The 23276-nt window shown below is 70.8% G+C and carries 21 protein-coding genes; 3 read left to right on the forward strand and 18 right to left on the reverse strand.

Annotated elements, in window-relative coordinates; genetic code table 11:
- Window positions 1–38 precede the first annotated feature (38 nt).
- The 4 genes from Cs7R123_RS24055 to Cs7R123_RS24070 form a co-directional block, all read right to left on the reverse strand.
- On the reverse strand, window positions 39–224 hold the full coding sequence (locus tag Cs7R123_RS24055) for a hypothetical protein (RefSeq protein WP_212829982.1): 186 nt from the start codon (window positions 222–224) through the stop codon (window positions 39–41).
- Window positions 225–551: 327 nt separating this feature from the next.
- Entirely contained in the window at window positions 552–800 is a 249-nt protein-coding gene (locus tag Cs7R123_RS24060; protein ID WP_212829983.1) for a hypothetical protein, read from the reverse strand.
- A 9-nt stretch (window positions 801–809) separates the two neighbouring features.
- Window positions 810–7040 (reverse strand): RHS repeat-associated core domain-containing protein, encoded by a 6231-nt coding sequence (locus Cs7R123_RS24065; protein WP_212829984.1) that lies wholly within the window; start codon window positions 7038–7040, stop codon window positions 810–812.
- Between the two features lie 634 nt (window positions 7041–7674).
- The gene (locus Cs7R123_RS24070) at window positions 7675–8067 is read right to left on the reverse strand and encodes a hypothetical protein (RefSeq protein WP_212829985.1); all 393 of its coding nucleotides are present in this window, start codon (window positions 8065–8067) and stop codon (window positions 7675–7677) included.
- A 93-nt stretch (window positions 8068–8160) separates the two neighbouring features.
- On the opposite strand from Cs7R123_RS24070, the gene Cs7R123_RS24075 reads away from it, so the two are divergent.
- The 3 genes from Cs7R123_RS24075 to Cs7R123_RS24085 all read left to right on the forward strand — a co-directional run bounded on the left by Cs7R123_RS24075 (window position 8161) and on the right by Cs7R123_RS24085 (window position 11282).
- Window positions 8161–9306, forward strand: a complete 1146-nt coding sequence (locus Cs7R123_RS24075) for a hypothetical protein (RefSeq protein WP_212829986.1) — start codon at window positions 8161–8163, stop codon at window positions 9304–9306.
- A gap of 151 nt (window positions 9307–9457) precedes the next feature.
- Window positions 9458–10225: a hypothetical protein gene (locus tag Cs7R123_RS24080; RefSeq protein WP_212829987.1), complete on the forward strand. Its 768-nt coding sequence runs from the start codon at window positions 9458–9460 to the stop codon at window positions 10223–10225.
- Window positions 10226–10292: 67 nt separating this feature from the next.
- On the forward strand, window positions 10293–11282 hold the full coding sequence (locus Cs7R123_RS24085) for a zinc-dependent alcohol dehydrogenase family protein (protein ID WP_244872454.1): 990 nt from the start codon (window positions 10293–10295) through the stop codon (window positions 11280–11282).
- A gap of 10 nt (window positions 11283–11292) precedes the next feature.
- Here Cs7R123_RS24085 and Cs7R123_RS24090 read toward each other — a convergent pair whose 3' ends face one another.
- Genes Cs7R123_RS24090 through Cs7R123_RS24155 form a run of 14 tightly spaced genes read right to left on the reverse strand, consistent with a single transcriptional unit; the run spans window position 11293 to window position 23187 of the window.
- Window positions 11293–12231: an aldo/keto reductase gene (locus tag Cs7R123_RS24090; RefSeq protein ID WP_244872100.1), complete on the reverse strand. Its 939-nt coding sequence runs from the start codon at window positions 12229–12231 to the stop codon at window positions 11293–11295.
- Entirely contained in the window at window positions 12228–13748 is a 1521-nt protein-coding gene (locus Cs7R123_RS24095; RefSeq protein WP_212829989.1) for an amino acid adenylation domain-containing protein, read from the reverse strand. Before Cs7R123_RS24095 ends, Cs7R123_RS24090 begins: the two co-directional genes overlap by 4 nt.
- Window positions 13745–14257: a phosphopantetheine-binding protein gene (locus Cs7R123_RS24100; RefSeq protein WP_212829990.1), complete on the reverse strand. Its 513-nt coding sequence runs from the start codon at window positions 14255–14257 to the stop codon at window positions 13745–13747. The genes Cs7R123_RS24095 and Cs7R123_RS24100 overlap by 4 nt, the downstream gene beginning before the upstream one ends.
- On the reverse strand, window positions 14254–15414 hold the full coding sequence (locus Cs7R123_RS24105; RefSeq protein WP_212829991.1) for a nucleotidyltransferase family protein: 1161 nt from the start codon (window positions 15412–15414) through the stop codon (window positions 14254–14256). Before Cs7R123_RS24105 ends, Cs7R123_RS24100 begins: the two co-directional genes overlap by 4 nt.
- A gap of 46 nt (window positions 15415–15460) precedes the next feature.
- Complete coding sequence (locus tag Cs7R123_RS24110; RefSeq protein WP_212829992.1) at window positions 15461–16210, reverse strand: phytanoyl-CoA dioxygenase family protein; 750 nt, start codon at window positions 16208–16210, stop codon at window positions 15461–15463.
- On the reverse strand, window positions 16207–16926 hold the full coding sequence (locus tag Cs7R123_RS24115; RefSeq protein WP_212829993.1) for an SDR family oxidoreductase: 720 nt from the start codon (window positions 16924–16926) through the stop codon (window positions 16207–16209). Before Cs7R123_RS24115 ends, Cs7R123_RS24110 begins: the two co-directional genes overlap by 4 nt.
- Window positions 16919–17836, reverse strand: coding sequence for a phosphoribosyltransferase family protein (locus Cs7R123_RS24120; RefSeq protein ID WP_212829994.1), 918 nt, complete (start codon window positions 17834–17836; stop codon window positions 16919–16921). Before Cs7R123_RS24120 ends, Cs7R123_RS24115 begins: the two co-directional genes overlap by 8 nt.
- Window positions 17833–18375, reverse strand: a complete 543-nt coding sequence (locus Cs7R123_RS24125) for a DJ-1/PfpI family protein (protein WP_212829995.1) — start codon at window positions 18373–18375, stop codon at window positions 17833–17835. The genes Cs7R123_RS24120 and Cs7R123_RS24125 overlap by 4 nt, the downstream gene beginning before the upstream one ends.
- Window positions 18372–19121, reverse strand: a complete 750-nt coding sequence (locus tag Cs7R123_RS24130; RefSeq protein ID WP_212829996.1) for a class I SAM-dependent methyltransferase — start codon at window positions 19119–19121, stop codon at window positions 18372–18374. Before Cs7R123_RS24130 ends, Cs7R123_RS24125 begins: the two co-directional genes overlap by 4 nt.
- Window positions 19121–19771, reverse strand: a complete 651-nt coding sequence (locus tag Cs7R123_RS24135) for an AAA family ATPase (RefSeq protein ID WP_212829997.1) — start codon at window positions 19769–19771, stop codon at window positions 19121–19123. Before Cs7R123_RS24135 ends, Cs7R123_RS24130 begins: the two co-directional genes overlap by 1 nt.
- A complete protein-coding gene (locus tag Cs7R123_RS24140; protein WP_212829998.1) occupies window positions 19762–20649 on the reverse strand; it encodes a carbohydrate kinase family protein in 888 nt (295 codons plus the stop codon). The genes Cs7R123_RS24135 and Cs7R123_RS24140 overlap by 10 nt, the downstream gene beginning before the upstream one ends.
- Window positions 20646–21050, reverse strand: a complete 405-nt coding sequence (locus tag Cs7R123_RS24145) for a RidA family protein (RefSeq protein ID WP_212829999.1) — start codon at window positions 21048–21050, stop codon at window positions 20646–20648. Before Cs7R123_RS24145 ends, Cs7R123_RS24140 begins: the two co-directional genes overlap by 4 nt.
- On the reverse strand, window positions 21047–22102 hold the full coding sequence (trpD, locus tag Cs7R123_RS24150) for an anthranilate phosphoribosyltransferase (protein ID WP_212830000.1): 1056 nt from the start codon (window positions 22100–22102) through the stop codon (window positions 21047–21049). The genes Cs7R123_RS24145 and trpD overlap by 4 nt, the downstream gene beginning before the upstream one ends.
- Complete coding sequence (locus tag Cs7R123_RS24155) at window positions 22099–23187, reverse strand: inositol-3-phosphate synthase (RefSeq protein ID WP_244872101.1); 1089 nt, start codon at window positions 23185–23187, stop codon at window positions 22099–22101. Before Cs7R123_RS24155 ends, trpD begins: the two co-directional genes overlap by 4 nt.
- Window positions 23188–23276: the final 89 nt, after the last annotated feature.

Consider the following 23276-nt stretch of genomic DNA (forward strand, 5'->3'; position numbering starts at 1 on the left):
CCGGGATATGCCAGGTGTCGACGGCACCGGTCGGCGGCTCAGACGATCGAGGTCGCGGCGGCGACGAATCCGCCCGCGGTCAGCGTACCGGCGTTGTTGAAGCAGTTCACCGCGTTGACCGACAGGTCCGGGCCGGTGCCGAGATCGACTTGACGAAGAACCGACGGCCTCCGTCCTGCACATGCAGCCTGACGAGTTCCGGTGCGCCGACGCTTCCTCGTCATGCATCGCACCCAACACACATCCTTGGACGGGGCAATCTGCAGCGACTACCGCTGACCGGCAGGTCGCCCTGCCGTAGCGCCTGTCCTCGGACCACCCCCGGTGCCAAGCGCAGTGCTGGCGGCGGCCCATGCCAGGCCAGGAAACAACCCGCCGAGTGGCAACCACGCAGACCGTCCCCAACGACTTCATGCGGCTGGCGTCGCTTCAACCACGAAAAGGCCTGATGGACCAGCTCGTGCCGAAGTGAGCCCTTGGGGGAGCAATAAGGCTGGCCGATAGAAATGATGGCCGCCCGAATTCGGGCGGCCATCATTTAACTGGAAGTCTTACTTCACCGAATCCGGGCCGGATTCGGGCCCGACGTATATCTCACTCCCACCCTTGATCCACGCTCGAGTGTAGCCGCCACTTCTAGCGCAGACTATTAAAACCCCCGCTTCGAGAGAAACGACTCCTTCGCCTGTGCCGTCCACCCATTCGACAGCAATCGGCCCGTTTGCCGGCAGGGTGTACTCTTCGGCCGTAGGCTCGAAAACCACTGTGATCTCACGGTCCGACTGCAGCGTGAATCTCATCGCCACTCCTTATAGGTTGTCGAGAATGTACTGGAACAGCTGAACGCGAGATCCGGCACTCTTGTTGATGTTCTCAGGATTGACATCGCGCCACTTCTCCACCGAGTCTCGGTGAACGTTAGTATAGAAGTTTCTCCAGTTTTCAGCCCACTCCCTGGTCATTCCTCGCGCACGAAGGGCGGCTACCTTTTCGGGTGTTGCGAAATCCATGGCGTTTCCGAGAGAACGTCCGCCCCAGACGAAGCGCCCGAACTCGTTCATATTTGCGAACCCCATAGCCTTTAAGCTATCGGCGATCATTTTCATGTCGACCGCTAGGCGGCCTACGCCCTCTAGCAGTTCGGCCGACCGCGCGATCGCGTTGAGCTTGCTAAATGGTATGAACCCGATTGCCGCCATAACGCATGCGCCAGCGCCCTCGCCACCGAAGCAACGTTCAATATCCCCGATCCCGAACATTTCTTTGAAGAAGGTCAGAGTCTTGCTGCCGTACGGGCCCCAGGCCGCAACCATCGCATTGCAGTCCTCAACGCTCGAATACGTGCAGTAATAGTTGAGCCACTGATATTCCCAGTTGATGGCGTCGAGGTCGCCGTTCCACTGTTCTGTTACCATTCCGAGCCATGCCGCGTACGTCGGGATCTCTGGCGGGACCTGCTCGCACTGGCCTTTCGCAAAGCAGTCTGCCGTGGGACTCGGGCCGTCGTGCGGATCCCGGCCGCCTCCGGTTGCACCGCCGCCAGGTTTGCCCGTTCCGGTCTCGCGTCCCCCAACGTCGCATCCGGCAGCGAAGTCGCAATCCGTGAGTCCTGAAGGATCCGACGCACTGGCGGGATTACTGTGGCTGTAGGCGTATCCGTTCCATTGGGCGGGATCGGTCATATCCATGATTGGATCGACGGAGACGAAGCGTCCCGTGCTTGCATCGTATTCTCGAGCACCGAGATGTGTCAGGCCGCTGTTGTCGTTGACTCCGCCGACAAAACCCTTTGAGCCGGTGAAGAGTCCTTGCGCCCCGCGTGTTTCGCCGTAGGGCATGGTGCGGTTTCGCGTGGCACTCATCGTGGTTGCGTCGATCTGGATCTGTTGGGTGCCATGGTGGTCGGCACCCGTCCATCTGAGTCCGGCGGCGTTGCGGATGGCGGTGTCGCCGTAGTAGCGGGTGCCCAGTGGTGATCCGCCGGAAATGGGTAGTTCGATTTCGGTATCGCCGAGGTAGAGGGTGGTCTTGGTCGGGCCTCGGGCGATGAGGCGGTTGCCGTCAGCGTCGTAGAGGTAGGTGGTGGTGTTGGAGCCCTCGGTGAGAGTTGCGAGGTTGCCTTCGGGATCCCAGGTCAGGGTTTGGGCGGCGCCGGTCTCAGTCTGGCGGCTGGTGGTGTTGCCCGCGCTGTCGTAGTCGAAGGCTCGGGTGGCGGTGCCGGCCAGTGGTCCACTGGCGTTGACGGCATCGAGGGTGTGCGGCTGGGATGTGCCTGGAGCCGGGTAGCTGTAGATCCAGTTGGTGTCGGTACCGCTGGGGACCTTGTCGCTTTGGGTCAGGCGGTTACCCACCACGTCGAAGGACCATTCCCGCCAGTACGGGTCGGCGCCGGCACGTTGCGGCGTGCTGCAGACCCACGTGGCCTCGGTCCAGGCTTTGGTCATGCGGCGCAGGTAGTCGTAGCTGAAGCACTCGACCTGGTCACGAACCCCGGCGGTCTTGCCCGCGATGACTGTGACGTTGCCTGCGTCGTCGTAGCCGTAGCTGGTGGTGTACCGGTCGACCCAGGTGCCGAGGGTGGTCTGGTTCTCGGTGTCGATCTGGCTGACCAACAGTCGACCGGTCGGGGCGTCCCAGCTGTTCGTGCGGCGTACCTGCTTTCCGGCGGTACCGTTGATGGTCTGCTTGACGGCGCCGTCCCACCGGTAGGCCATCGACGAGACATAGTCGGCGATGCCGCTCTTGAGTGTGTTTATCTGGCCCTGGTTTGTGTATGTCGTGGTGATCGTCTCGTCGGGAAGGCCGCCCTTGATGGGTGGCTTCACGCTGGCGGGCGCCCCACTGTAGGTGTAGGTGGTATTGGCGGTGTAGTCGTCTGCCAGTGCGCTGTTGGCGGTCGAGGCGGGAATGGTGACGGTGGTCGACTCGGGACGGTAGCCGTCGTCGTAGGAGTTGATGGTGGTGGTGTATGCCAGACCGCCGTCGTAGCGGACGGAGCTGGTCAGCTGGCCATTGTCGACAGTGTCGTATGTCCAGCGTGCGCGTAGCGGCCCGGTGATGCTGCCGCTGCGCAGTTCGGTCTTACGGCCGAGGCTATCGTAGACGTAAGCCAAGGTCTGCCCGCGGCCGTCGGTGATAGTGATTAGCCGACCGGCATTGTCGTAGGTCTTGTGGCTGGCCCCGGCATCTGGGTCGGTGGCGTCGGTCTGCCGACCGAGGAGGTCGTAGATGTAGGTCCAGTCATTGCCAGCGGGATCGGTGACTTCCGTCAGCTCTTTTCGCAGGTTGTAGGTGTAGGAGGTGCTGTCGTACGCACCGGTCGGAGTGGAACCTTGGTACTGGCGCTTCTCAACGGCGTTGCCTCGGTCGTCGAACAGGTCCTGGGTGACCGTGCCGCCTGCTGGTGGGGTGACCGAGACGCGGTCCCAGGCGTAGGCGGTCGTGGTCTTCCACTTCAGTACGTTGAGAGACCACAGTTCGTCGGTGAGCTTGCGGCCGCGCCCGTCGAAGGTGTAGCGCGTCTGTCGGTCAACATCTACGTCATTGAATGTCAGCAACGTCGAGGTCGGCCCGGAAGCGTTGTTGTAGAACGCCGACGTCTTGAACGCCAAGCTGCGCTCGTCGTAGGCGGTGTCGATGACTGCCCGCTTGCCGTCCGGGGCGGTGCTCTGGTTCTGCCGGACGCGCGCGAACCCGTCATAGATCTCGTACGAGCTTATCTGGTTGTTGTTCGGCCCGAGAGCCTTGGTCTGTACCCAGCTTGGGGCGCAGGTGGTTGGGGGGGTCGGGCAGCCAGTTATCGAGTATGTGTAGGCGACGTCCGGAAAGCCGCTGCCGTTGCCCGGCCTGGTGACCGACGTCAGCCGACCCAGCGGGTCGTAGGTGCCGGTCGTGGTCTTATTGTTAGCGTCGATGATCGACAGCGGCTGACCCCGGCTGACGTCCAGGTGAGTGCTGACGATGTGCCCGGCCGGGTTTGTCGTCGTGACGGTTTCGGTCAGCCCGTCGGTGTTGGGGATATAGGCGGTGCTGGTGAGTCTGCCGAGCGAGTCCTTGGCCGAGGCGACCTGGCCGTTTTGGTCGTAGATGACGTTCTGCGAGGTGGTGATCCAGCCGGTGTCGGAAAGCGCCTCGGTCCTGGTCACATTCCCGCGCCCGGCCAGAGTGCCCCAGGCCTGGTCATCGTAGTGGTTGCGGCTGTCTGACAGGACTGGACCGTCGGTTTCGGTGCATCCGTTGGTGGTCGTCTTGATCTCCGACGCAAACGCATACTTGTGCGCGGTCGTGTTGTCGGCGTAGGTGTACCTGGTGCAGGTCTCGTCCGTCGTTGACGGGCCGCCCTCATCTGACAGACTCAATGGCCGGCCCGCGCCCGCGCCGATGGTCGTATCTAACGTCGCGTCGGTCAGTGAGCGTTGCGACCAGGCGTTGTTGACCCACTCCCAACGGATCTCCTTCTTCGTCCGAAGAATCCACGAGTTCAGCGTGCTCGGGTAGTCCGACCACGCCGCGGTCAGGGTTCGGGTGCCGGTGATGAGCGTCCACGGGTCGTGTTTGATCAGCTGAACCGGGGTGCCGCCAGCCTGGTCCCAGATCCGCTCCTCCAGCATGTGCCCGGCACGGTGATCGAAGTCGGTTGCGTTACCCGCGCCGTCCCAGACCGCGACCGACACCGTGCGGGTGCCCGAGTCGGTCTTGTCGCCGTGCAGGCCGCGCAGGTAAATGTAGTCATGCTGGGACTGAAGGCCGCCGGTGGGACCGACCTTGACCGTGACGTTGCTATAGCCGCGCCAGTCTGCCCACGACCGGTCGTCGCCGCCGGAGTTCCACACCTTCGCGCCGTCGTCGTGTGCCCACAGTACGTTGATGGTCGACGAACTGGTGGAGTAGCTGTAGGACGAGGTCACCGACGGTGACCCGCCGACCAGGTCGGTCTCAACGACCTTCGTGACGACGCGTTTGTGCCACCACGCCCAGCCCGAGCTACCGGAGGGGTTGGTGTAGGGCGCCGGGAAGCAGCGGTGGGCATTCACGTCCGGGTTCGGGAACGTGAGCGTGCCGCCGAAGACGCAGTCCGCGCCATCACCAAGGTTGCTGTTGTCGTCGGCGGAGTAGGTGACATCGATCTGCTTGCCGGTCTCGGTCTTGATCTGCACGATCCGGTACTTCATGTGCGAAGCCATGGAAGCGTTAGGGTCGTAGTCGGCCCGGTTCTGGCTGCGTCCACCGTTACTGGTCACCGCCGGGAACTCCAGCGACGGCGTGGCCGCGGTCCCGCCGACCTTGCCCGTGTGCGTGATCTTGTTGAGCCACAGCACGGGTGAAAGCGCAGTGCCGGTGGAGGGGAAGCTGTGGGCCAGCGCCCACTCGTCAACCGTCGAGTAGGTGGCGCCCGTGCGGATCTGGGTCTCGATCTTCGTCAGGCGCTTAGTGGTCCAGAAGCTCGGGGTCATGTTGTTGGTGCACGGCGCCGCCATGCAGTACAGGTCCCACGGCGTGTCCGGCCAGTTGTTCTTGTCATGCGTACCGCAGGACGAGGTGAGGCAGCGATCGCCGTAAGTGAAGACGACCTGCGCCCGCGCCTTGGCCGTCGCGTTCGGGTCGACGACCTTGTTGATGCCGTACTCGATTCGACTCAGCTGGATGTCACGCTTGTAGTACTGGACAAACCCGGCGTTGCCGACCAGTGCGGTCTTGTTGTCGGTCGACTCGTAGAAGTACGTGATCTCGTTGTTGTTGCGGTCGACGACGTAGTCCAGCATCCACCGCATCGCCTGGTAAGGGCACCGCGACGACGCCCACGCGGCCCGGTCGGTGGCCCGGCACGTCGATGGGTCACTGGTGTGGTTGGCGTACACCGGCACGGTCTGTACTGAGTGCGTCTCCTGCCCTGTGCGCAGGTCGTCCAACCCAAAGTAGTACTGCGTGCCGTCCTGGGTGGTGACCCTCCAATGCTCGCCGTCGTCGCTGTCGCCGTTGTCCGCGCCGGTCACCAGCTCGACCTTCTCGCCGTCACCGTTCTCCAGACGCCACGTACCGTCACCACCCAGCACGATCTCACTCGACTTACCATTGAGCATGATCGATGCATTTGGCAGGTACCAGCAGAAGTCCCCATACATCAACTCTGGGTGGTATGGGGAGTTGTCGGTGTCATTGGAACACGGCCGATACGCCCGCTCGATATACCCCGGCGAATATGACCAGCCCTCACCAATCACACTCGGCTGCGTATGCCCACCCGCCGTCTGCCCGTCCACCGAACCCGAGCTGTAGCTCAGCGCCACCTGCGGGGCTAAGCCGCCCGGAACAGGCGGTGTCACGATCGGATAGGTGTAGCTGAAGGCGCCGGAGTTGCCACCTGCGGACCACGACGACGACGGATTCAGGTCCGTCTTAGTAAAGTCCCCGGTCTCCGTCGAACCTCCGCTGGCCGCCAGCGCCACCAGAACACCGCCGCTTCCCGATTCGACAACTTCGGTACTGGCGGTCATTGCCTGAGCGGTCTCGGCCAACGCCACCTCGGCCGATACCTGGCTGACGGTTCCGTCGTTGGCCGCATTCAGTGGCGTCACCACGGTGCAGCCCTCGACCTGTGGCGTGGTCAGGATGCAGTCTGGGACTGTCGACAGCCGCAGACGCCACGCCCAGTCACCGCCGTAGGCGCTCGCGAAGGCGGAATAGTCCAGCCCGAGCCGAACCGCACCACCACTGCCGCCATCGGTACGCGAAACCCGCAGCAGCAGTGCGGCACCTATGGCTTCGGCCTGCGCCCGATCGAGAAGCTGAACCTGCACTTCGGACGGCTGATCACTCGCATCGGCCAGGTCAAACCGCGCCTTTCCCGACAACACATCGCTCGCGAGGCCATCCACTGGTGTCACAGTCACCGGCAGCCCGCCCGGGGCTGCAGCATTCTGCGCACGAGACATGCCATCCGTCGACAACGCCAGTGTGAAGGTCTCCACGCCGGGCTCGGGCCAGGTCACCGGTGAGCCAGCAAACGGCTCCGCCAACTCCACCGGCGGTGGCGACGTCACCTCCACAGGCTGTACCGGGACCGAGTGGTCGGCGGGAACATCATTATCCGTCGCACGAGCCGGCGCAGGTGGAGGGATGAACGACAGCAACGTCGCTGCCAGCGATAATGTGACGGCTATCGGAATCCGGCGAGTCAAGACACTTCGCCGCGCGGTTCCAAACACGAAGCTCCCCATATCTAGATCAGTTGGGATGCCGACCTTATCGGGGACATCGAAGATCCACAAGGCTGCAGTCGTGCGGGCGCCCAAGCCCCTAGCAGTCAAAACATCATGTGATCAAGCCGGAATGTCGGGCATGCTTGCGTTGACGTGTACCCCCTCCTGCGCTGGGAGTTGGCCAGCGACGGCGGACGGACAATGAGCGGTCCGCATCGGGCGAATTGGATGATCGTTTGCAGTCGATAGGTCCTGTGTGTGTCGAAGTCGTTGGGTGTCGATGATCGATATCGAGCGCGGTCTCCGGCAATGGGTTCAGCCGTTGTCGACGCCGGGTGGTCCGCAGTCCGCAGTCCGCGGCAGTGCTTGCCGGTATCTGTCCCGTGGCCGGGACCAGTCAGCCGAGAACGAGACCGGACCGGGTCCTTTCCGAGACGCCGAAGACGGGCACTGCCTTGCTGTGCCAGCGGTGGCGCTAGGTGCGGAAGTCGAAGAAGCCCAGGCCGTCCACGACGGTGTCCGACTCGATCTCCGGAAGGGTCCAGGGGTGGTCGGAGTAGTCGTCCATCGCCACGCCGCCGGCTTCCAGCAGCAGTCCGACCAGCCAGCGGATCTCGGCGGTGCCGTCGACCCGGCCGGAGACGTCGACCTGCACCGCCCAGCCGGGCCGCCGGCCGAGGGCGGCCGTCAGCGCCGCGACACCCTCGGGCTCCCAGTCGAGGTAGAGGTGGCCGACGTCCTCGGTGTCGATGCCGGCGTAGAGGCATCCGGCCAGGAGCCACGGGTCGCGCTGCTGCGGGCAGTGCCGATCCAGCAGCGCGGCTGTCTCGGCCTGCCCGGCGGCGGGAAACACGAACACGCTGCGCATACGCGGACGGTACCGGCCGCACCGGCCACTCGTCCGCCGAGTTCCGCCGCCCGGCCGGTGGCGCCCGGCGAAGATCGAACCGATGCTGGTCCGGTGGTGGACGTGCTCGGCGCCGTGCTGGTGCTCTTCAAAGCCGCCTTCGCGGGCGAGGACCTGGACCGCAAGGTCGGCGCCGACGTCGTGTCCACCCTGCTGGGCGGCCTGCTGCGCACCACCTCACCGACCGATCCGGTGCTGCTCAAGGTGTACGAGATAGTCAAGAACCTCGACAGCCGCGCCTACCAGCAGGCCATGGCGGCCGGCCACCGCTACCTCGCCGAGGCGCAGCTCGGCACCGCGACCCGCGCCGAGCGGCTCAAACTCGCCCGCGAGCGCCTCGTCGACGCGGCCTCGGCCGCCGAGAGCATGAACGTGCCGATGCTGGTGGCCAACGCGGAGTTCGCGGTCGCCAAGTGCGACGCGCTGCTGGCCGCGCCCGAGCACGCCGCGATGGCACTCGACCGGGCGGCCGCCGCGCTGGAGTCGGCCATCGAGAAGCTGGACGTCCACGGCGCCGGGAGCCGGTTGCGCTCGCTGAACAACGCGCGGTTCACCCAGAACGAGTCCGTTTCGGGCTGGCTGAACCGGGCCGCCAGCGGGGACCTGGTCCGCCAGCGCGACCTCGACGCCCTCGGCAGGACCGTCGACGACATGCAGACCGAGTTGCAGAACCTCACCTCGCTCTACAGCGAGGTGCAGACCGCCAAGCTCGGCAGCGCCGGTCACGCGCAGCCGGTGGTGTGGGCGCAGCCCGACGGCCAGACCGTCCGGACCGGGCTGGACGCCAAGGCCGTGGCGACGGTGCGCGGCCAGGACCCGGTGCGCGGCTTCGGCGTGACCGTGCAGGTGGAGCAGCAGCAGGTCGGGCGTTCCCTCGGGCAGGGGATCGTCGTCGAGCTGCTGCTGCGGCTGACCCTGGACGCCGACCGGCGGCTCTACTTCCGCGGCTCGGCCTCACCCGCCGCCGCCAGGTCCACGCGCCTGCTGCCGATGCTGCGCGGACTGTCCGGGGTGCACCCGCAGCTCAACCCAGGCGGCGCCGCCACCCTCCACCTGCGCAAGGGCAGCTACCACCACGTCTTGACGCTTCCCGTCGACAGCGGCGCGGTCGACCTGGTCAAGATCAGAATTGCGCGTACGGCAGACCGCGGCCTGTACGCCGACACCGGCGCCTGCATCTACGTCCCCCTACAGGGTTAGGTGTCAGCACCGATGTCACCGCGCTGTGGGCTGCCTAGACTTCAGCACTCCGATCAGTGACATATGAGGAGTGCAGATGAGACGGCGACACGATCGGCGGCCACGACCGGGGCATGATGTCGCCGCATCCCGGCCAAGCGACCGCGGCCGCATGTCCACGCCGCGCCGACTCGGCCCGCTGGCACTCGCGGCGGCCACCGCGCTGACGATGGTGCTCGGTGCCTGCTCCGGCAATGCCCCGGCCGCGAGAAGTCCACAGGCACCGATCACCCACGGCCCCTCCGCCACACCCGGCGACGCGCCGGCATCCACGCAGGCCCAGCCCGTCCCCTCGACGCAGCCGACCGTCAAGGCACCGCCCCCGGCGCCGACCGGGCCGGCCGTCACCAACCTGGCTGTGACCAACATCCGGTGCAACGAGTTCACTGACGCCGGCGGCTGGATCGGCTACGTCGACGTCAAGTGGAGCATCGCCCGCGGCGACAAAGTGCGGCTCTACGGCCCGAAGTCCACCGACTCCCTCGGCGGCTACGACGCTGCCGGCACTTCCGCCACCTTCCAGCTCGTCTGCGAGCCGAGCACTTCGTTCGTGATCAGGGCCGTCCCGCAGAAGGGGTCGACGGTGGGCACCCGCCGCGACTACCACGGCAAATGGCCCGACTCGCCCCGAACCACGGCGCTCACCGTGACCAAGGGCGGCTGTGTCATCGGCCTCGGCGACATCACGGTGACCTGGACCTCACGGGGCGCCGGCGGCGTACGCATCCTCGTTAACGGCAACACCTTCCCCGGCACCGCCAACGGCACCAGGAAACTGACGAACCAGACCTGCGGCGCCGGCAAGAGCTATCCGATTCGGGTGACCGCCTACCAGGGCGAGACCGCAGGCGCATACCTTGAGAAGCCGGCGACCTGGTAGCGGGACGTGTTCGCGAGTTCCGGGGGCCCGGTCGCGGCAGGGCGGCGATGATGGCGGTGTGTCCACGATGCGCGCCTGGCAGGTGGCTCGGCCAGGCCCGATGGCGACCCGGCCGCTGCGGCAGGTCGAACTGCCCGTGCCCGAGCCGGGCCCCGGCGAGCTGCTGGTACGCGTCCGCGCCTGTGGCGTGTGCCGCACCGACCTGCACGTGGCCGAGGGCGACCTGCCCGTGCACCGCCCGGACGTCATCCCGGGCCACGAGATCGTCGGCGAGGTGGTCACCGGCGCCGACGGCTTCCAGCCCGGCGAGCGCGTCGGCATCGCCTGGCTGCGCCACACCGACGGCACCTGCCGCTACTGCCGCCGCGGCCGGGAGAACCTGTGCCCGGACTCGCGCTACACCGGGTGGGACGCCGACGGCGGCTACGCCGAGTACGCCACCGCGCCTGCCGCCTACGCCTACCGCCTGCCCGACAGCTACCCCGACGAGCAGGTGGCGCCGCTGCTGTGCGCCGGGATCATCGGCTACCGGGCCTTCAAGCTCGCGAGCCTGCCGCAGGGCGGCCGGCTGGGCATCTACGGCTTCGGCGCCTCGGCGCACCTGACCGCCCAGCTCGCTATCGCGCAGGGCGCCCAGGTGTACGTCATGACCCGCTCCCCCGCCGCCCGGCGGCTCGGCCTGGACCTCGGCGCCGCCTGGGCGGGCGGCGCCGACGAGCAGCCGCCCGTGCCGCTGGACTCGGCGATCCTGTTCGCGCCGGTGGGCACGCTGGTGCCGCCCGCGCTGCGGGCCCTGGACCGGGGCGGCACCCTGGCCGTGGCGGGCATCCACCTCAGCGACATCCCGCCGCTGAACTACCAGGACGACCTGTTCCAGGAGCGGATCCTGCGCAGCGTCACCGCCAACACCCGCGAGGACGGCCGGGAGTTCCTGGACCTGGCCGACCTGCACCACCTGACGGTGACGACGACGCCGTACCCGCTGGCGGCGGCCGAGGCCGCGCTCACCGACCTGGCCGCCGACCGCGTGAACGGCGCCGCTGTACTGCTGCCGTGACGCCGCCCGGTCAGCGCGACGCCGTGTCCAGCAGGTCCAGGTCGGTCTCGGTGAGCCGGACCCGGGTCGACTCCAGCAGCGGCGCCACCTGGTCGGCGCTGCGGGCGCTGGCCAGCGGGGCCGCCACGGCGGGCTGGGCCGCGAGCCAGGCCAGGGCGACCGCCGCGACCGAGACGCCGTGCGCCGCGGCGACCTCGTCCAGCGCGGCCAGGACCCGGGTGCCCCGCCCGTCGGCCAGGTGCGCGGCGGCACCCGAGGCGCGCGGGCTGTCCACGGCCGCGCCGCCGGGGCGGTACTTGCCGGTCAGGAACCCGCTGGCCAGCGCGTAGTACGGCACGACGGAGACGTCCTGCGCGAGGCACAGCGCGGCCAGGTCCTGTTCGAACTCGGCGCGGTGCATCAGGTTGTAGTGGGGCTGCAGCGCCACGAACCGGGGCAGGCCCTCCGCGTCGGCGATCCGCAGCGCCTCGGCCAGGCGCGGGGCGGTGTAGTTGGACGCCGCCACGTACCGGACCTTGCCCGCCTGGACGAGCTCGCCGAACGCGGCCAGCGTCTCGGCCAGCGGGGTGTCGGGGTCGTCGGCGTGGGCGTAGTACAGGTCGATGCGGTCGGTGCCCAGCCGCCGCAGCGACGTCTCGGCGCTGGCCCGGATGTTGTCCGGGGCCAGGCCCTTGGCCTTGCTGTACCGGCCGACCTTGGTCGCGATCACCACCTGGTCGCGGTTGCCGCGCGCGGCCAGCCAGCGGCCGATGATCTCCTCCGACTCGCCGCCGCTGTTGCCCGGCACCCACTCGGAGTACTGGTCGGCGGTGTCGACGAAGTTGCCGCCCGCCTCGGCGTACGCGTCGAGCACCGCGAACGAGGCCCGCTCGTCGGCGGTCCAGCCGAACACGTTGCCGCCCAGCGCGAGCGGAAAGACCTTGAGGTCGGAGTTGCCCAGTCGGATCATGCGTGGCTCCAGGCGGTGACGGTCGGTGCGGTGGCGTCGGCGCGGCCCAGCCAGACGTCCTCCATGCGGCGGCGGTCGGCCTTGCCGCTGGCGGTGCGGGGCAGCGCGGTGGTGGAGATCATCGTAGCGGGCACGAGATGGGCGGGCAGCGTCGCGGCGAGCTGGTGCAGCAGTGCCCGAGCCGGGTCGGGGCCGTCCGGCCCGGGTCCGGTGTAGAAGCCCACCAGCGAGCGCTGGCCGCTGCCGCCGACGGGCGCCACCACGATGCAGTCCTCGACGCCCGGCAGTGCCCGGGCGGCGGCCTCGATCTCGCCCAGCTCGATCCGGAAGCCCCGGATCTTGACCTGGTCGTCGTTGCGGCCGACGTACCACAGGCCCTCGTCGGTGGCGTAGGCCAGGTCGCCGCTGCGGTACCAGACGTCGCCGTCGAGGGTGACGAACCGGGCCGCCGTCAGGTCGGGCCGGTGCAGGTATCCGGGGGCGACCCCGGCCCCGGCCAGCAGGATCTCGCCCGGCTCGCCGGGGGCGACCTCGCGCAGGTCCGCGTCGACCAGCCGGGCCCGCAGATGCGGCAGCGCCCGGCCGACGAACGTGGCGCCGCCGGTGCCGGCGGGCAGGTCGGTCACGTCGGCGAAGGTGGAGTGGACCGTGGTCTCGGTGATGCCGTACATGTTGATCAGCCGGGCGTCCGGGGCGAGGCCGTGCCGCCGCCACTCGGCCAGCACCGTCATCCGCACCGCCTCGCCCGCCAGGATCACGTAGCGCAGCGCCGACAGGTCCGGCCGGGTCCGCAGCGCGGCCTTGACCAGCGCCCCGAACACCGTCGGCACCTGGTTGAGCACCGTGGCCCGCTCCCGCTCCAGCAGCGCCGCCAGCCGGTACGGGTCGCGCGCGACGTCGTCGGGCACCACCACCAGGCTGCCGCCGTGCAGCAGGCAGGCCCAGACCTCCCAGACACTGACGTCGAAGCTGTACGAGTGGAACGACGGCCACACGTCGTCGGGCCCGAACCCGAACCGGCCGCACGCGGCGCCGAGCAGGCTGGTGACGTTGCGGTGGGTGACCGCCACCCCCTTGGGCTGCCCGGTCGAACCGGACGTGTAGATGACGTACGCCGTGCCCGGCGGCACCTGCGCCGGTTCACCGTCGCGCAGCCGCCGCACCTGCGCGCAGCCTGACGCGTCGACGGCCAGCTCCAGCCTCACCCGGCTGGACTCGACCAGATGCGCGCGCCGGGCCTGCGGATACGCCGGATCGACCGGCAGGTAGGCCCCCCGCGCCCGCAGCACTCCCAGGATCGCCAGGACGCTGCCCGCCGCGCGCGGCACGTCCACCGCGACCAGCTCGCCGGGGGCCAGCCCGGCGCCGAGCAGGTGATCGGCGACCGCGGTAACCGCCGCGTCCAGCTCGGTATAGGTCCAGCAGCGCTCGCCGTCGCGCAGCGCGACCCGGTCCGGGTGTGCCGCCACGCTGCGGCGCAGCAGCTCGTCGAGGGTGGCGTCGCCGAACCCGGTCATGCGCCGGCCCCCGTGCCCGGCTCCGCCGGGGCGAGCACCGCCGCGACCAGGGCGGGCCGGTAGACGCCCAGCAGGGCCAGTTCCAGCGGCAGGTCGCCGCGCCAGGTCGGGCCGTACAGGACGGTCAGGGCCGCGACGGTCTCGACCACGGCCAGGGAGTCGCCGCCGAGCTCGAAGAAGTCGTCGTCGGCGCCGACCTCCTCCAGCCCCAGCACCTCCGCCCACACGTCGGCGACCACGGCTTCGGTGCCGCCGTCGGGCTGCCGGTAGGCGGTGGCCAGCGGCGGGCGGGGGTCGCCCAGCACAGCCGGATCATCCAGACCGTCCACTCTGGTGTACCGGTCGGGCCGGTGCGCCCGGTCCAGGCCGGCGTGGGCGTGGCGCAGCGCGAGCGGGTCGACCTCGCCCGGCTCGGCGGCGTACCGCAGCACGAGCAGGTCGCGGCCCAGCCGGGTGCGGTGCGTGGTCAGCTCGCTGCCGCGGACGCCGAGCGGTGCGAGGTCGGTCATCGTTCTCCTACGGTCAGTTCGGCCCGGACGTCGAGCAGCCGGGCCAGGGGGTCGCCGAAGTCGGCGAAGTGGGCGCTGTCGCGGGGGCTCGGCACGTCCAGGGCGGCCAGGAAGTCCGCCGGGACGTCGCAGCCGAACACCCCGCGCAGCATGCGGAAGACGTAGAACACCGGCGGGCGCAGCGCGACGTGGCGCCCGGCGACCTCGGCGAGGGCGGCCCAGTCGACCCGTCCGGCGCGGACCAGCGCGATCAGGTCGCCGAGGATCTTGAGGTTGCCGTCGCCGAACAGCATCACGTCGGCGTACAGGTGGTTGGCGGCGAACCAGGCGACCGTGACGTCGTCCGGCGCCTCGAACTCGACTCCCCGGTAGCGCACCTGCTGCGGGGCCCGCCACCAGTCGTCCTCGCCGGGGCGGAACCCGGCCCCGGGCGTGTCGTGCAGGCTGTTGAGGCTGTGGTGCACGTCGAACGACGGGCACAGGTACGCCTGGCCGCCGCCCAGCAGCACCACGTAGCCGGGCAGCACCTGCCGCAGGAAGTCGGCGTGCCCGTCGAGCGCCGGGGTCCGCACCAGCTTGACGAAGCCGCGCCCCTGCCCGAAGTAGCCGAACCCGGCGTTCTCCTCGGCGACCCGGGCCGGGGGCAGCCGGACCGGCAGGTTCGACCGCACCGCCAGATCGTCGGTGTAGCCGAGGCGCCGCAGCGTCGCGTCCACGGCCTCGACGTCCTCGCGGCGCACCACCAGGTCGACGTCGACGCCGAACGGCGGTTCCAGCTGCGGGTACACCGAAGCCGCGTAGAACGTGCCCTTGGGCACCAGCAGCGGCACCCCCTTGGCGGCCAGCTCCTCGCGCAGCACCCGCAGCTCGCTCAGGTGCAGGTCGGCCAGCGCGACGGCCACCTCCTGCAACCGCGACATCGCCGTGTCCGGTCCGCCGATGGCGGGCAGTTCGCCGCAGACGGCGCGGACGATGTGGGCCAGGCGGCGGCTCATCAGCAGCCGCAGCAGGCCGGTGCCGTCGGGCGGGAGGTCGCCGAGGCTGGACAGGACGTTCGCGGCGGCCGCCGCGGGCAGCCGCCGCGGGAACTCCCGCAGCGACCGCACCGCGAGCGCGGCCAGCCCGGTCACCGGTGCCGGTGACGCGTGGATCCACATGGGTCGGTCAGTTTCCCTTCACGGCGGCTCAGCCTTGCTCGCCCGCTCAGCGCAGGCCGAGCAGCTCCTGTGCCCACGGCGACAGCCGGTCGCGGGCGTCCTCGCCGAGCAGCTCCTCCTGGTTCATCTCCGGCTTCTGGTCGGCGCGGCAGAAGAACGCGTTGATGCCCGCCCGGGGGCGGTCGGTGGCGTTGTCCATGCCGCTGTGCCACAGGTGGGAGTTGAAGACGATGACGTCGCCGGCCTCGGCCAGGATGCGGGTCTCGCCCTGCCAGGAGTCGTACTGGTCCGCCATGGCCTGCTTGGGCACCTCGGTGAAGCGGTGCGAGCCGGGCACGACCCGGGTCGCGCCGTTGGCCTCGGTGAAGTCGTCCAGCGCCCAGATCGCGTTGCAGACCTTGTAGTCGCCGTTGGGGGCCGGGCCGTCGTACCAGTCGACGTGCAGCTTCTGCCGCTTCTGGCCGGGCAGCTGGGACCGCATGTTCAGCATGCTCAGCCGGATGTCGTCGCCGAGCACGTGCCGGATCGCGGCCAGCACGGCCGGGTGGGTGAGGCAGGTGTCGTAGACGGTGTCCTTGTTCAGCAGGTTGTGCAGCCGGAACGCACCGTCGTCGCAGAGGGTGTACTCGTAGCCGGCCATCTTGCCTTCGATGTTGCCGATGCGCATCAGCGACGTCTTGACGGCCACGATCTCGGCGCGGCTCATCAGCTGCCGGAGCACGGTGTAGCCGGACTCGTCGAGTTCGCGGCGGTGCTGGTCGGTGAGCAGGTCGGACGGTTGCTGTACGACGGTCATCTGCTGGTCCCTTCGGTGTCGGCGCCGTACGGGCGCGCCATGGATGCGAGGTGGAGCTCTCTGATCTCGGTGCCGCGCGGCGCGGCCAGCAACCAGGCGACCGTCGCCGCGACGTCCTCGGGTGCCAGCGCGCCGGGGCGGCCGCCGGGCGTGCCGGTGCGGAAACCGGTGTCGACGGCACCGACGGCCAGGTGGGTGCAGCGCAGGCCGTCGGCGCGGTGCTCGGCGCGGGCGACCTCGACCAGCCCGCGCAGCCCCCACTTCGCGGCGCAGTACGCGGCCCGTTCCGGCAGCCCGGCCTGGCCGGAGTCCGAACCGATCGCCACGACCTGCCCCGCGCCGTCGGCCAGCAGCCGGGGCAGCGCCGCGACCAGGGTCAGGTGCGCCCCGCGCAGGTTCGTGGCGATGGTGTCGTCCCACACCTCGACCGGGTAGTCCCGCAGCGGATGCCACTGCCCCACCCCGGCGTTGAGGACGACGGCGCGCAGCGCGGGCAGGTCGCGGGCGGCGGCGTCGACGTCGGCGGCGTCGCGCACGTCGGTGACCCGGGGGTACGCGTCCGCGCCGCGCATCCGGCAGCCGTCGGCGACCTCGGCCAGCGCCGCGCCGTCGCGGGCCCACAGCACCACCGGCACCCCGGCCCCGGCCAGCGCGTACGCCACCGCGCGGCCGATGCCGCGGCTGGCCCCGGTGACCAGCACCGCCGGTTCAGCCATGGCCGCCCACCAGCTGCTTGTACGCCGTCGGCAGCCCGATCACCGGCAGCCCCGGCCCGCCGAAGCGGGCCAGCCCGGCCGTGTCGGACAGCTCGGTGGTGGCCAGCGTGGTCAGCACCGGATGGGCCAGCAGCCCGGCCACGACGTCGGCCGGGGCGAACGTACGGGCCACGACGACGTGCACCTGCGCGGCGGTGGCGAGGCTGTCCAGGGCCGCGTGCAGGGTGGCGCCGGTGGTCAGCTCGTCGTCGAAGACCAGCACCCGGGCGCCGTCGAACGCGGGCCGGGCCAGCGCCACCCGCCGGGCCCGGTCGGCGTGCCCGAGCCGCTGCTTGAGCAGCACCTCGGTCGAGGCACCGAGCCGGGCGGCCAGATCGGCGCAGGCGCGGGCGCGGCCGGAGTCGGGCGCGACCACCACGTCGACCGGGCCGAGGCGCTGCCCGGCCCAGTCGGCCACGTCCGGCAGGCAGGACAGCACCCGCATCGGACGGCGGCTGAACCCGACGACCTGCGGGGCGTGCGGGTCGAACACCGCGTACTCGTCCAACGCGGGCAGCGCGTCCAGCAGCCGCAGCAGCACCGCGGCGCCCAGCGACGCCCCGTCCTCGGCCTGGACGCTGCGCGAGTACGGCAGGTACGGCACGATCAGGCGGGCGCGCAGGCGCGGGTTGGCCCGCCACAGGCAGTCCGCGGTCAGCGCCAGGTCGAGCAGCGCACCGCCCGGGTCCTGGGCACCGGCCCACAGGATGTCCAGCTCATCGGGCACCGGCCCGGCGGCCAGGTACATGGCGTTGCCGTTGGCGAAGGCGATCCGGGTGGTCTCGTACCGGTGCCAGGCGCCGGTGGCCAGCATCGCGGCGGCGGTGCGGGCGGCCGCGGCGGCGGGCAGGGTCAGCAGGGCGGTGCTCACGCGACCACCACCAGCGGCGGAAGCCGGTCGGCGGCGACGTCGAGGCGGTCCAGCAGCCCGGCCAGGGCCTGGGGGGCCAGGTCGGCGACGATCCGCAGCGCGACCGCGAGGGCTTTGACGTGGCCGACGCTGCGGCCCCCGGCGGAGGTGAGGGCCCGGTCGCGGACCAGTCCGTCGTACACCCGGCAGCCTCCGGCCGCGGCCAGCCGCTCGGCCTTGCCACTGTGCCCGGCGACGGTGCGCCCGCGCAGCACCCCCAGCCCGGCCAGCACGAACGCGCCGGAGCAGACCGTGTAGGCGCGCCGGTCGGCCCGCACGTGCGCGGCGAGCAGCCCCGTCAGCGGCGTACGCGGGACGGGCTGCTCGGCGGCGGCGCCGCCGGTGACCACGACCGCGTCGAAGACGCCGGTGACGGCGTCGCCCAGGCCCCGCTCGACCACCTCGAACAGGCCTGCCTTGTGCAGCACGCGCACGACCGGGACGGTGTCGAGGGGCTCGCCGGGTTCCGGCGCGACCACGAGGATCCGGGCCGGGGTCATCGGGCACCGGCCGGGGCGCGCAGCAGGTACAGCGCCGCGTCGGCCGACGGCCAGATCGGCAGCCGCAGCGCGGTCAGCCCGGCGGCACGGGCCAGGTCGGCGACGGAGGCCGCGCCCGGCAGGAACTGCCGGTAGCAGGTGCGGACCTCCGCCTCGGCCAGGGTGATGACCGCGTAGACGTGCTCGGTCTCGGTGGCGGCGTCCCAGCTGATCGTCTTGGTGAGCCCGCCGCCGGGCAGGCGGTGCTCCTTGCGGGCGGGCCGGGGCGCGCGGTCGCGGTCGAAGACCTCCAGCGCGACCGCCCCGCCGGGGGCGAGGCTCGCGGCGGCGCGGCGCAGCAGCGCCAGGCTGGCCGGGCGGTCGGCGGCGAACCCGAACGAGTTGCCGAGCAGCAGCACCAGCCGGTACGCGGCCGCGGGCAGTTCGGTGGCGGCGACGTCGCCGTGGACGGTGTGCACGCGGCCGTCCACGCCTGCCGCGCGGGCCCGGTCGCGCAGGGTCGCCAGCGACGGCTCGATCCGGTCGACGCCGGTGACGGTCCAGCCGCGCGCGGCCAGTTCCAGCGTGTGCCGGCCGGGTCCGCACATCAGGTCGGCGGCGTGGCCGGGCCGGTGGTCGGTGGCGGCGAGCACGAGGTCGATCTCGGTGGCGGTCAGCTGCGGGTCGGGCGGGCGGTAGCCGTCGTAGGCCGCGCCGAGCCGGTCGAAGTAGACGGCGGTGGCGCAGTCGCCGGTGCAGGCGTCCATCAGCGGGCCGCCGGCTGCGGCAGGCGCGGCCGCAGCCGCTCCCACACCCGGTCGAGCAGCTCGGCGGGCGGGCTCTGCGAGCTGAGCAGCAGCCCGTCGTTGTCGCGGGCCAGCCGCGTGAACGCCTCCCGGTTGCGGGTGACGAACGCGGCCTGCTGGTCCCAGCGGCGGCTGTCGCTGCCGTCGCGGGTGACGACCCGGTCGAGCAGCGTCTCGGCGGGGGCGTCCATGACGATCAGCAGGTCGGGTTTGATGATGTCGGCGTACAGGCTGGACAGCCGGGCCGGGTCGAACTCGCCGGTGGTCAGGTAGTGCGCGACCAGGGACAGCAGGTAGCGGTTGGACAGGATCCAGCCGCCGACGGCCAGCGTGGGCCGGATGACGCGTTCCTGCTGGTCGACGCGGTCGGCGAGGGCGAACAGCGCCATCGCCATCGGGGTGAGCTGCTCCGGGTCGCCGACCATGGTGGCCTGCACCCGGTGGTCGCCGCGCCACCAGGACGTCGGCTGCATGATCACTTCAGGGTGCACGCCGTGGTCGGCGAGCCGGGCCAGCAGGCCGTGCTCCAGGGTGGTCTTGCCCGAGCCGTCGGGCCCGCAGATGACGATGAGGGCACCGGGGTGGTCGTGCGGTTTCAGGTTCAGCTGCACTGCAATCCTCCCAGCAGGAATTCGGCCGCGGCGGGGTCGGCGCGTTCGGACACCGCGCGGGCCAGCTCCGCGCCGCCGGGCAGCCCGGTGGCGCCGGGTGCCTCCACCGCGAGCGCGCCGAGCAGCGCGCCGAGCCCGGCGGCGGTCCGCAGCGGCAGCCCCGCGCCCAGGCCCGCCGCGAGTCCGGCGGTGAACGCGTCGCCGGCCCCGGTCGCGTCGACCTCGACGGCGGGCACGGCGGGCACGGCCGACCAGCCGTCGGCGTCGTGCACCCGGCAGCCTTCGGCGCCGAGGGTGACCACGACCGCCGCGTACCCGTCGGCGGCGGCGTCGCCGAGCTGCGCCCATTCGGTGCGGTTGGCGACCAGCACGATCCCGCCGCGCCGGTCGGCCAGCGCCCGGTGCGCGGCGGCGATCCGGCCGCCCGGGTTGACCACGACGGTCTGCCCGGCGGCCACCGCCTGCGGTAGCACGGCCGGGGGCGGGTCGAACACCACCATCACCCGGCTGTCGGGAAACGACGGGGTGAGGGCGTCGTTGGCGGCGCGGTGCAGCATCATGTGGTGCAGCGACGGAGCGTTGACGATCACGGCCCGGCCGGTGGCCGCACCCGGCACGACCTGCATCCAGCCGGTGTCCACGCCCTCGGCGGCCAGGTGCGCGAGCAGGCGCTCGCCGGCCTGGTCGGAGCCGACCGCGCCGACCAGGCACGGTTGGTGCCCGAGCCGGGCCAGAACGACGGCGGTGTTGGCGGCGTGGCCGCCGGGGGCCTGGTGCACCGCGAGGATGTCGGTGGTGCCGTCGGGGCCCGGGTCACCGGACAGGGTGAGGATCTCGTCGTGGTTCACCCCGCCGACCACGGTGAACCCGGCGGTCACCGGGGACCGTCCGGCACCGCCGCCACGGCGCTGATCTCGACCAGGTGCTCGGGCACGACCAGCCCGGCCACGAACACGACGGTGCTCGACGGCGGGCTCACCTCGGCGAAGACCTTGTCGCGTACGGCGGTGAAGGCCGGGAAGTCCGCGCGGTCGACCAGGTAGACGGTGACCGCGACGAGGTCGCCCAGCTGCGCGCCCGCCTCGGCCAGCACGGCGGTGATGTTGCGGTAGACCTGCTCGGCCTGGGTCGCGATGTCCGCGCCGACGGTGGCGCCGCTCGCGTCGGTCGCGACCTGGCCGGTGACGTACACCCACCGCAGCGGCCCGCCGACCTCCACGCCCGGGGAGTACCGGGCGATCGGCGGCCCGACCTGCGCGGGGACGAGAGCGCGCCTCACGCCGCCGCGCCGGTCCGGCGGGACCGGTCCGCCCAGCGGTGGAGCACGTCCTGGGCGCTGCCGTCGCGCAGCACCGACTCGGCGACCTTGAGGCCGTCGGACAGGTCGGCGGCCCGGCCCGCGACGACGAGGACGGCGGCGGCGTTGAGCAGCACGATCTCGGTCTGCGCGGTGGTGGCGGTGCCCGCGAGCACGGCCCGGCTGATCTCGGCGTTGCGCCGGGGGTCGCCGCCCTCGACCTGGTCGATGGTGGCGCGGGCCAGCCCGAGGTCGACGGCGTCGACCCGCAACTCGGTGACCGCTCCGTCGCGCACCTGCAGGATCCGGGTGGGTGCGGTGGTGGAGACCTCGTCGAGGCCGTCCTCGGCGTGCACCACCCAGGCGTGCCGGGTGCCGGAGCGGGCCAGCGCGCCCGCGGTGACCTCGGCGTAGCGGGAGTCGTACATGCCGGTGACCTGGCGGGTGACCCGGGCGGGGTTGCACAGCGGCCCGAGCAGGTTGAACACGAACCGCAGGCCCACCTCCTGGCGCAGCCCGATGAGGTGGCGCATGCCGGAGTTGAACGCCGGGGCGTGCATGAAGCAGATGCCGAGCTCGCGCAGGCAGGCCGCGACGTCGGCCGGGTCGGACACGGCGCGCACCCCGAGTTCGGCCAGCACGTCGCTGCTGCCGGAGTTACTGGACACGGCGCTGGTGCCGTGCTTGGCCACCGGCACCCCGGCGGCCGCGACCAGGAACGCGGCGGTGGTCGAGATGTTGAACACGCGGGCGCTGGGGCCGTCGCCGCCGGTGCCGCAGGTGTCCACGGCCCGGTCGGCCAGCTCGCCCAGGTCGACGGTGGTGCCCTCGGCGCGCAGCACCCGCAGGAACCCGGCGATCTCCTCGGCGCGCTCGCCCTTCATCCGCAGCGCGGTGCCGAGCGCGCCGAACTGGGAGCCGGTGAACTCCCCGGCGACCAGGGCGCTCATGACCTCGGCGGCCTCGTCCTCGGTCAGGTCGCGGCCGTCGACGAGCGCGCGCAGGGCCGGCCGCAGCCGGGTCGGGGTGGTCATTGCGTGCCTCCCAGGATCGTGGCGGCGCCGTCGAGCTTGATGACCGCGTCGTCGAACGCCTGCGGGCTGGTGTCGGTGTCGCCGAGCGGCGGGGATTTGACCAGGGAGGCCGCGCCGTGGACCGGCCCGGCGAAGCCCGCGCGGCGGGCCAGCACGGCCAGCCGGACCAGGTCGATGATCACGCCCGCGGCGTTGCTGGAGTCCTGTACGGACAGCTTGAGCTCGATCGTGGCCGTGGCCCCGGCCCACCCGGCCGCCTCGACGTGGATGTAGCCGATCTTCTGGTCGTTGAGCACCGGCAGGTAGCCGCCGGAGGGCACCACCGAGACCCGGTCGGAGTATGCGCCGCCCAGCGCGGCGTGCTTGGACTGCCGCTTGGCCTCGCCGCGCACCAGCAGGTTGCGGAAGTCGGCGTTGCCGCCGAGGTTGACCTGGTAGCTGCGCTCGATGTGCAGGCCGCGTTCGGTGACCAGGCTCAGCAGGGTGCGGTGCAGGACCGAGGAGCCGAGATGGCTGGCCAGGTCGTCGCCGACGACCGGCACGCCGGCCTCGGTGAACCGGGCGGCCCAGCCGGGGTCGCGGGCGATGAGGTCGGGGGTGCAGTTGACGAACGCCACCCCGGCGCGCAGCGCGGCCTCGGCGTAGAAGGCCACCGCCCCGGCCGAGCCGGTGGGCAGGGAGTACAGCAGGGCCTCGGCGCCGCTGTCGCGCAGCTGCCCGGCGATGTCGTCGACGGTGCGGTCGGCGCCGACGGGACCGACGCTGTCGGACAGGTGCGGGGGCACCCCGTCCAGGCGGGCGCCCATGGCCACGACGGTGGTCTCGTCCGGCAGTTCCGACACCAGGCGCGGGTAGTTGTTGGGCGCGGCGAAGACGGCCTCGCCCAGGGGGCGGCCGACCTTCGCCTCGGCGACGTCGAACGCGGCGACGAAGGCCAGATCGGTGACGTGCAGGCCGCCCACGTACGGACGGGTCACGCCGGGCAGCTCGGCGGGGTCGTCCGCCTGCCGGTAGACGGCCACTCCCTGCACCAGGGCCGAGATGTTGTTGCCCACACCGACGATCGCCAATCTGGCTGGCTTCACGACTCTCCCCGCGCAAATTCAAGACTAACCAACATCAAAATCCTGACCAGTTTGGAATGACCGCCGGAGGCTGTCCATCGCGTCCCGCC

The sequence above is a fragment of the Catellatospora sp. TT07R-123 genome (assembly GCF_018327705.1).
Lineage (GTDB): Bacteria > Actinomycetota > Actinomycetes > Mycobacteriales > Micromonosporaceae > Catellatospora.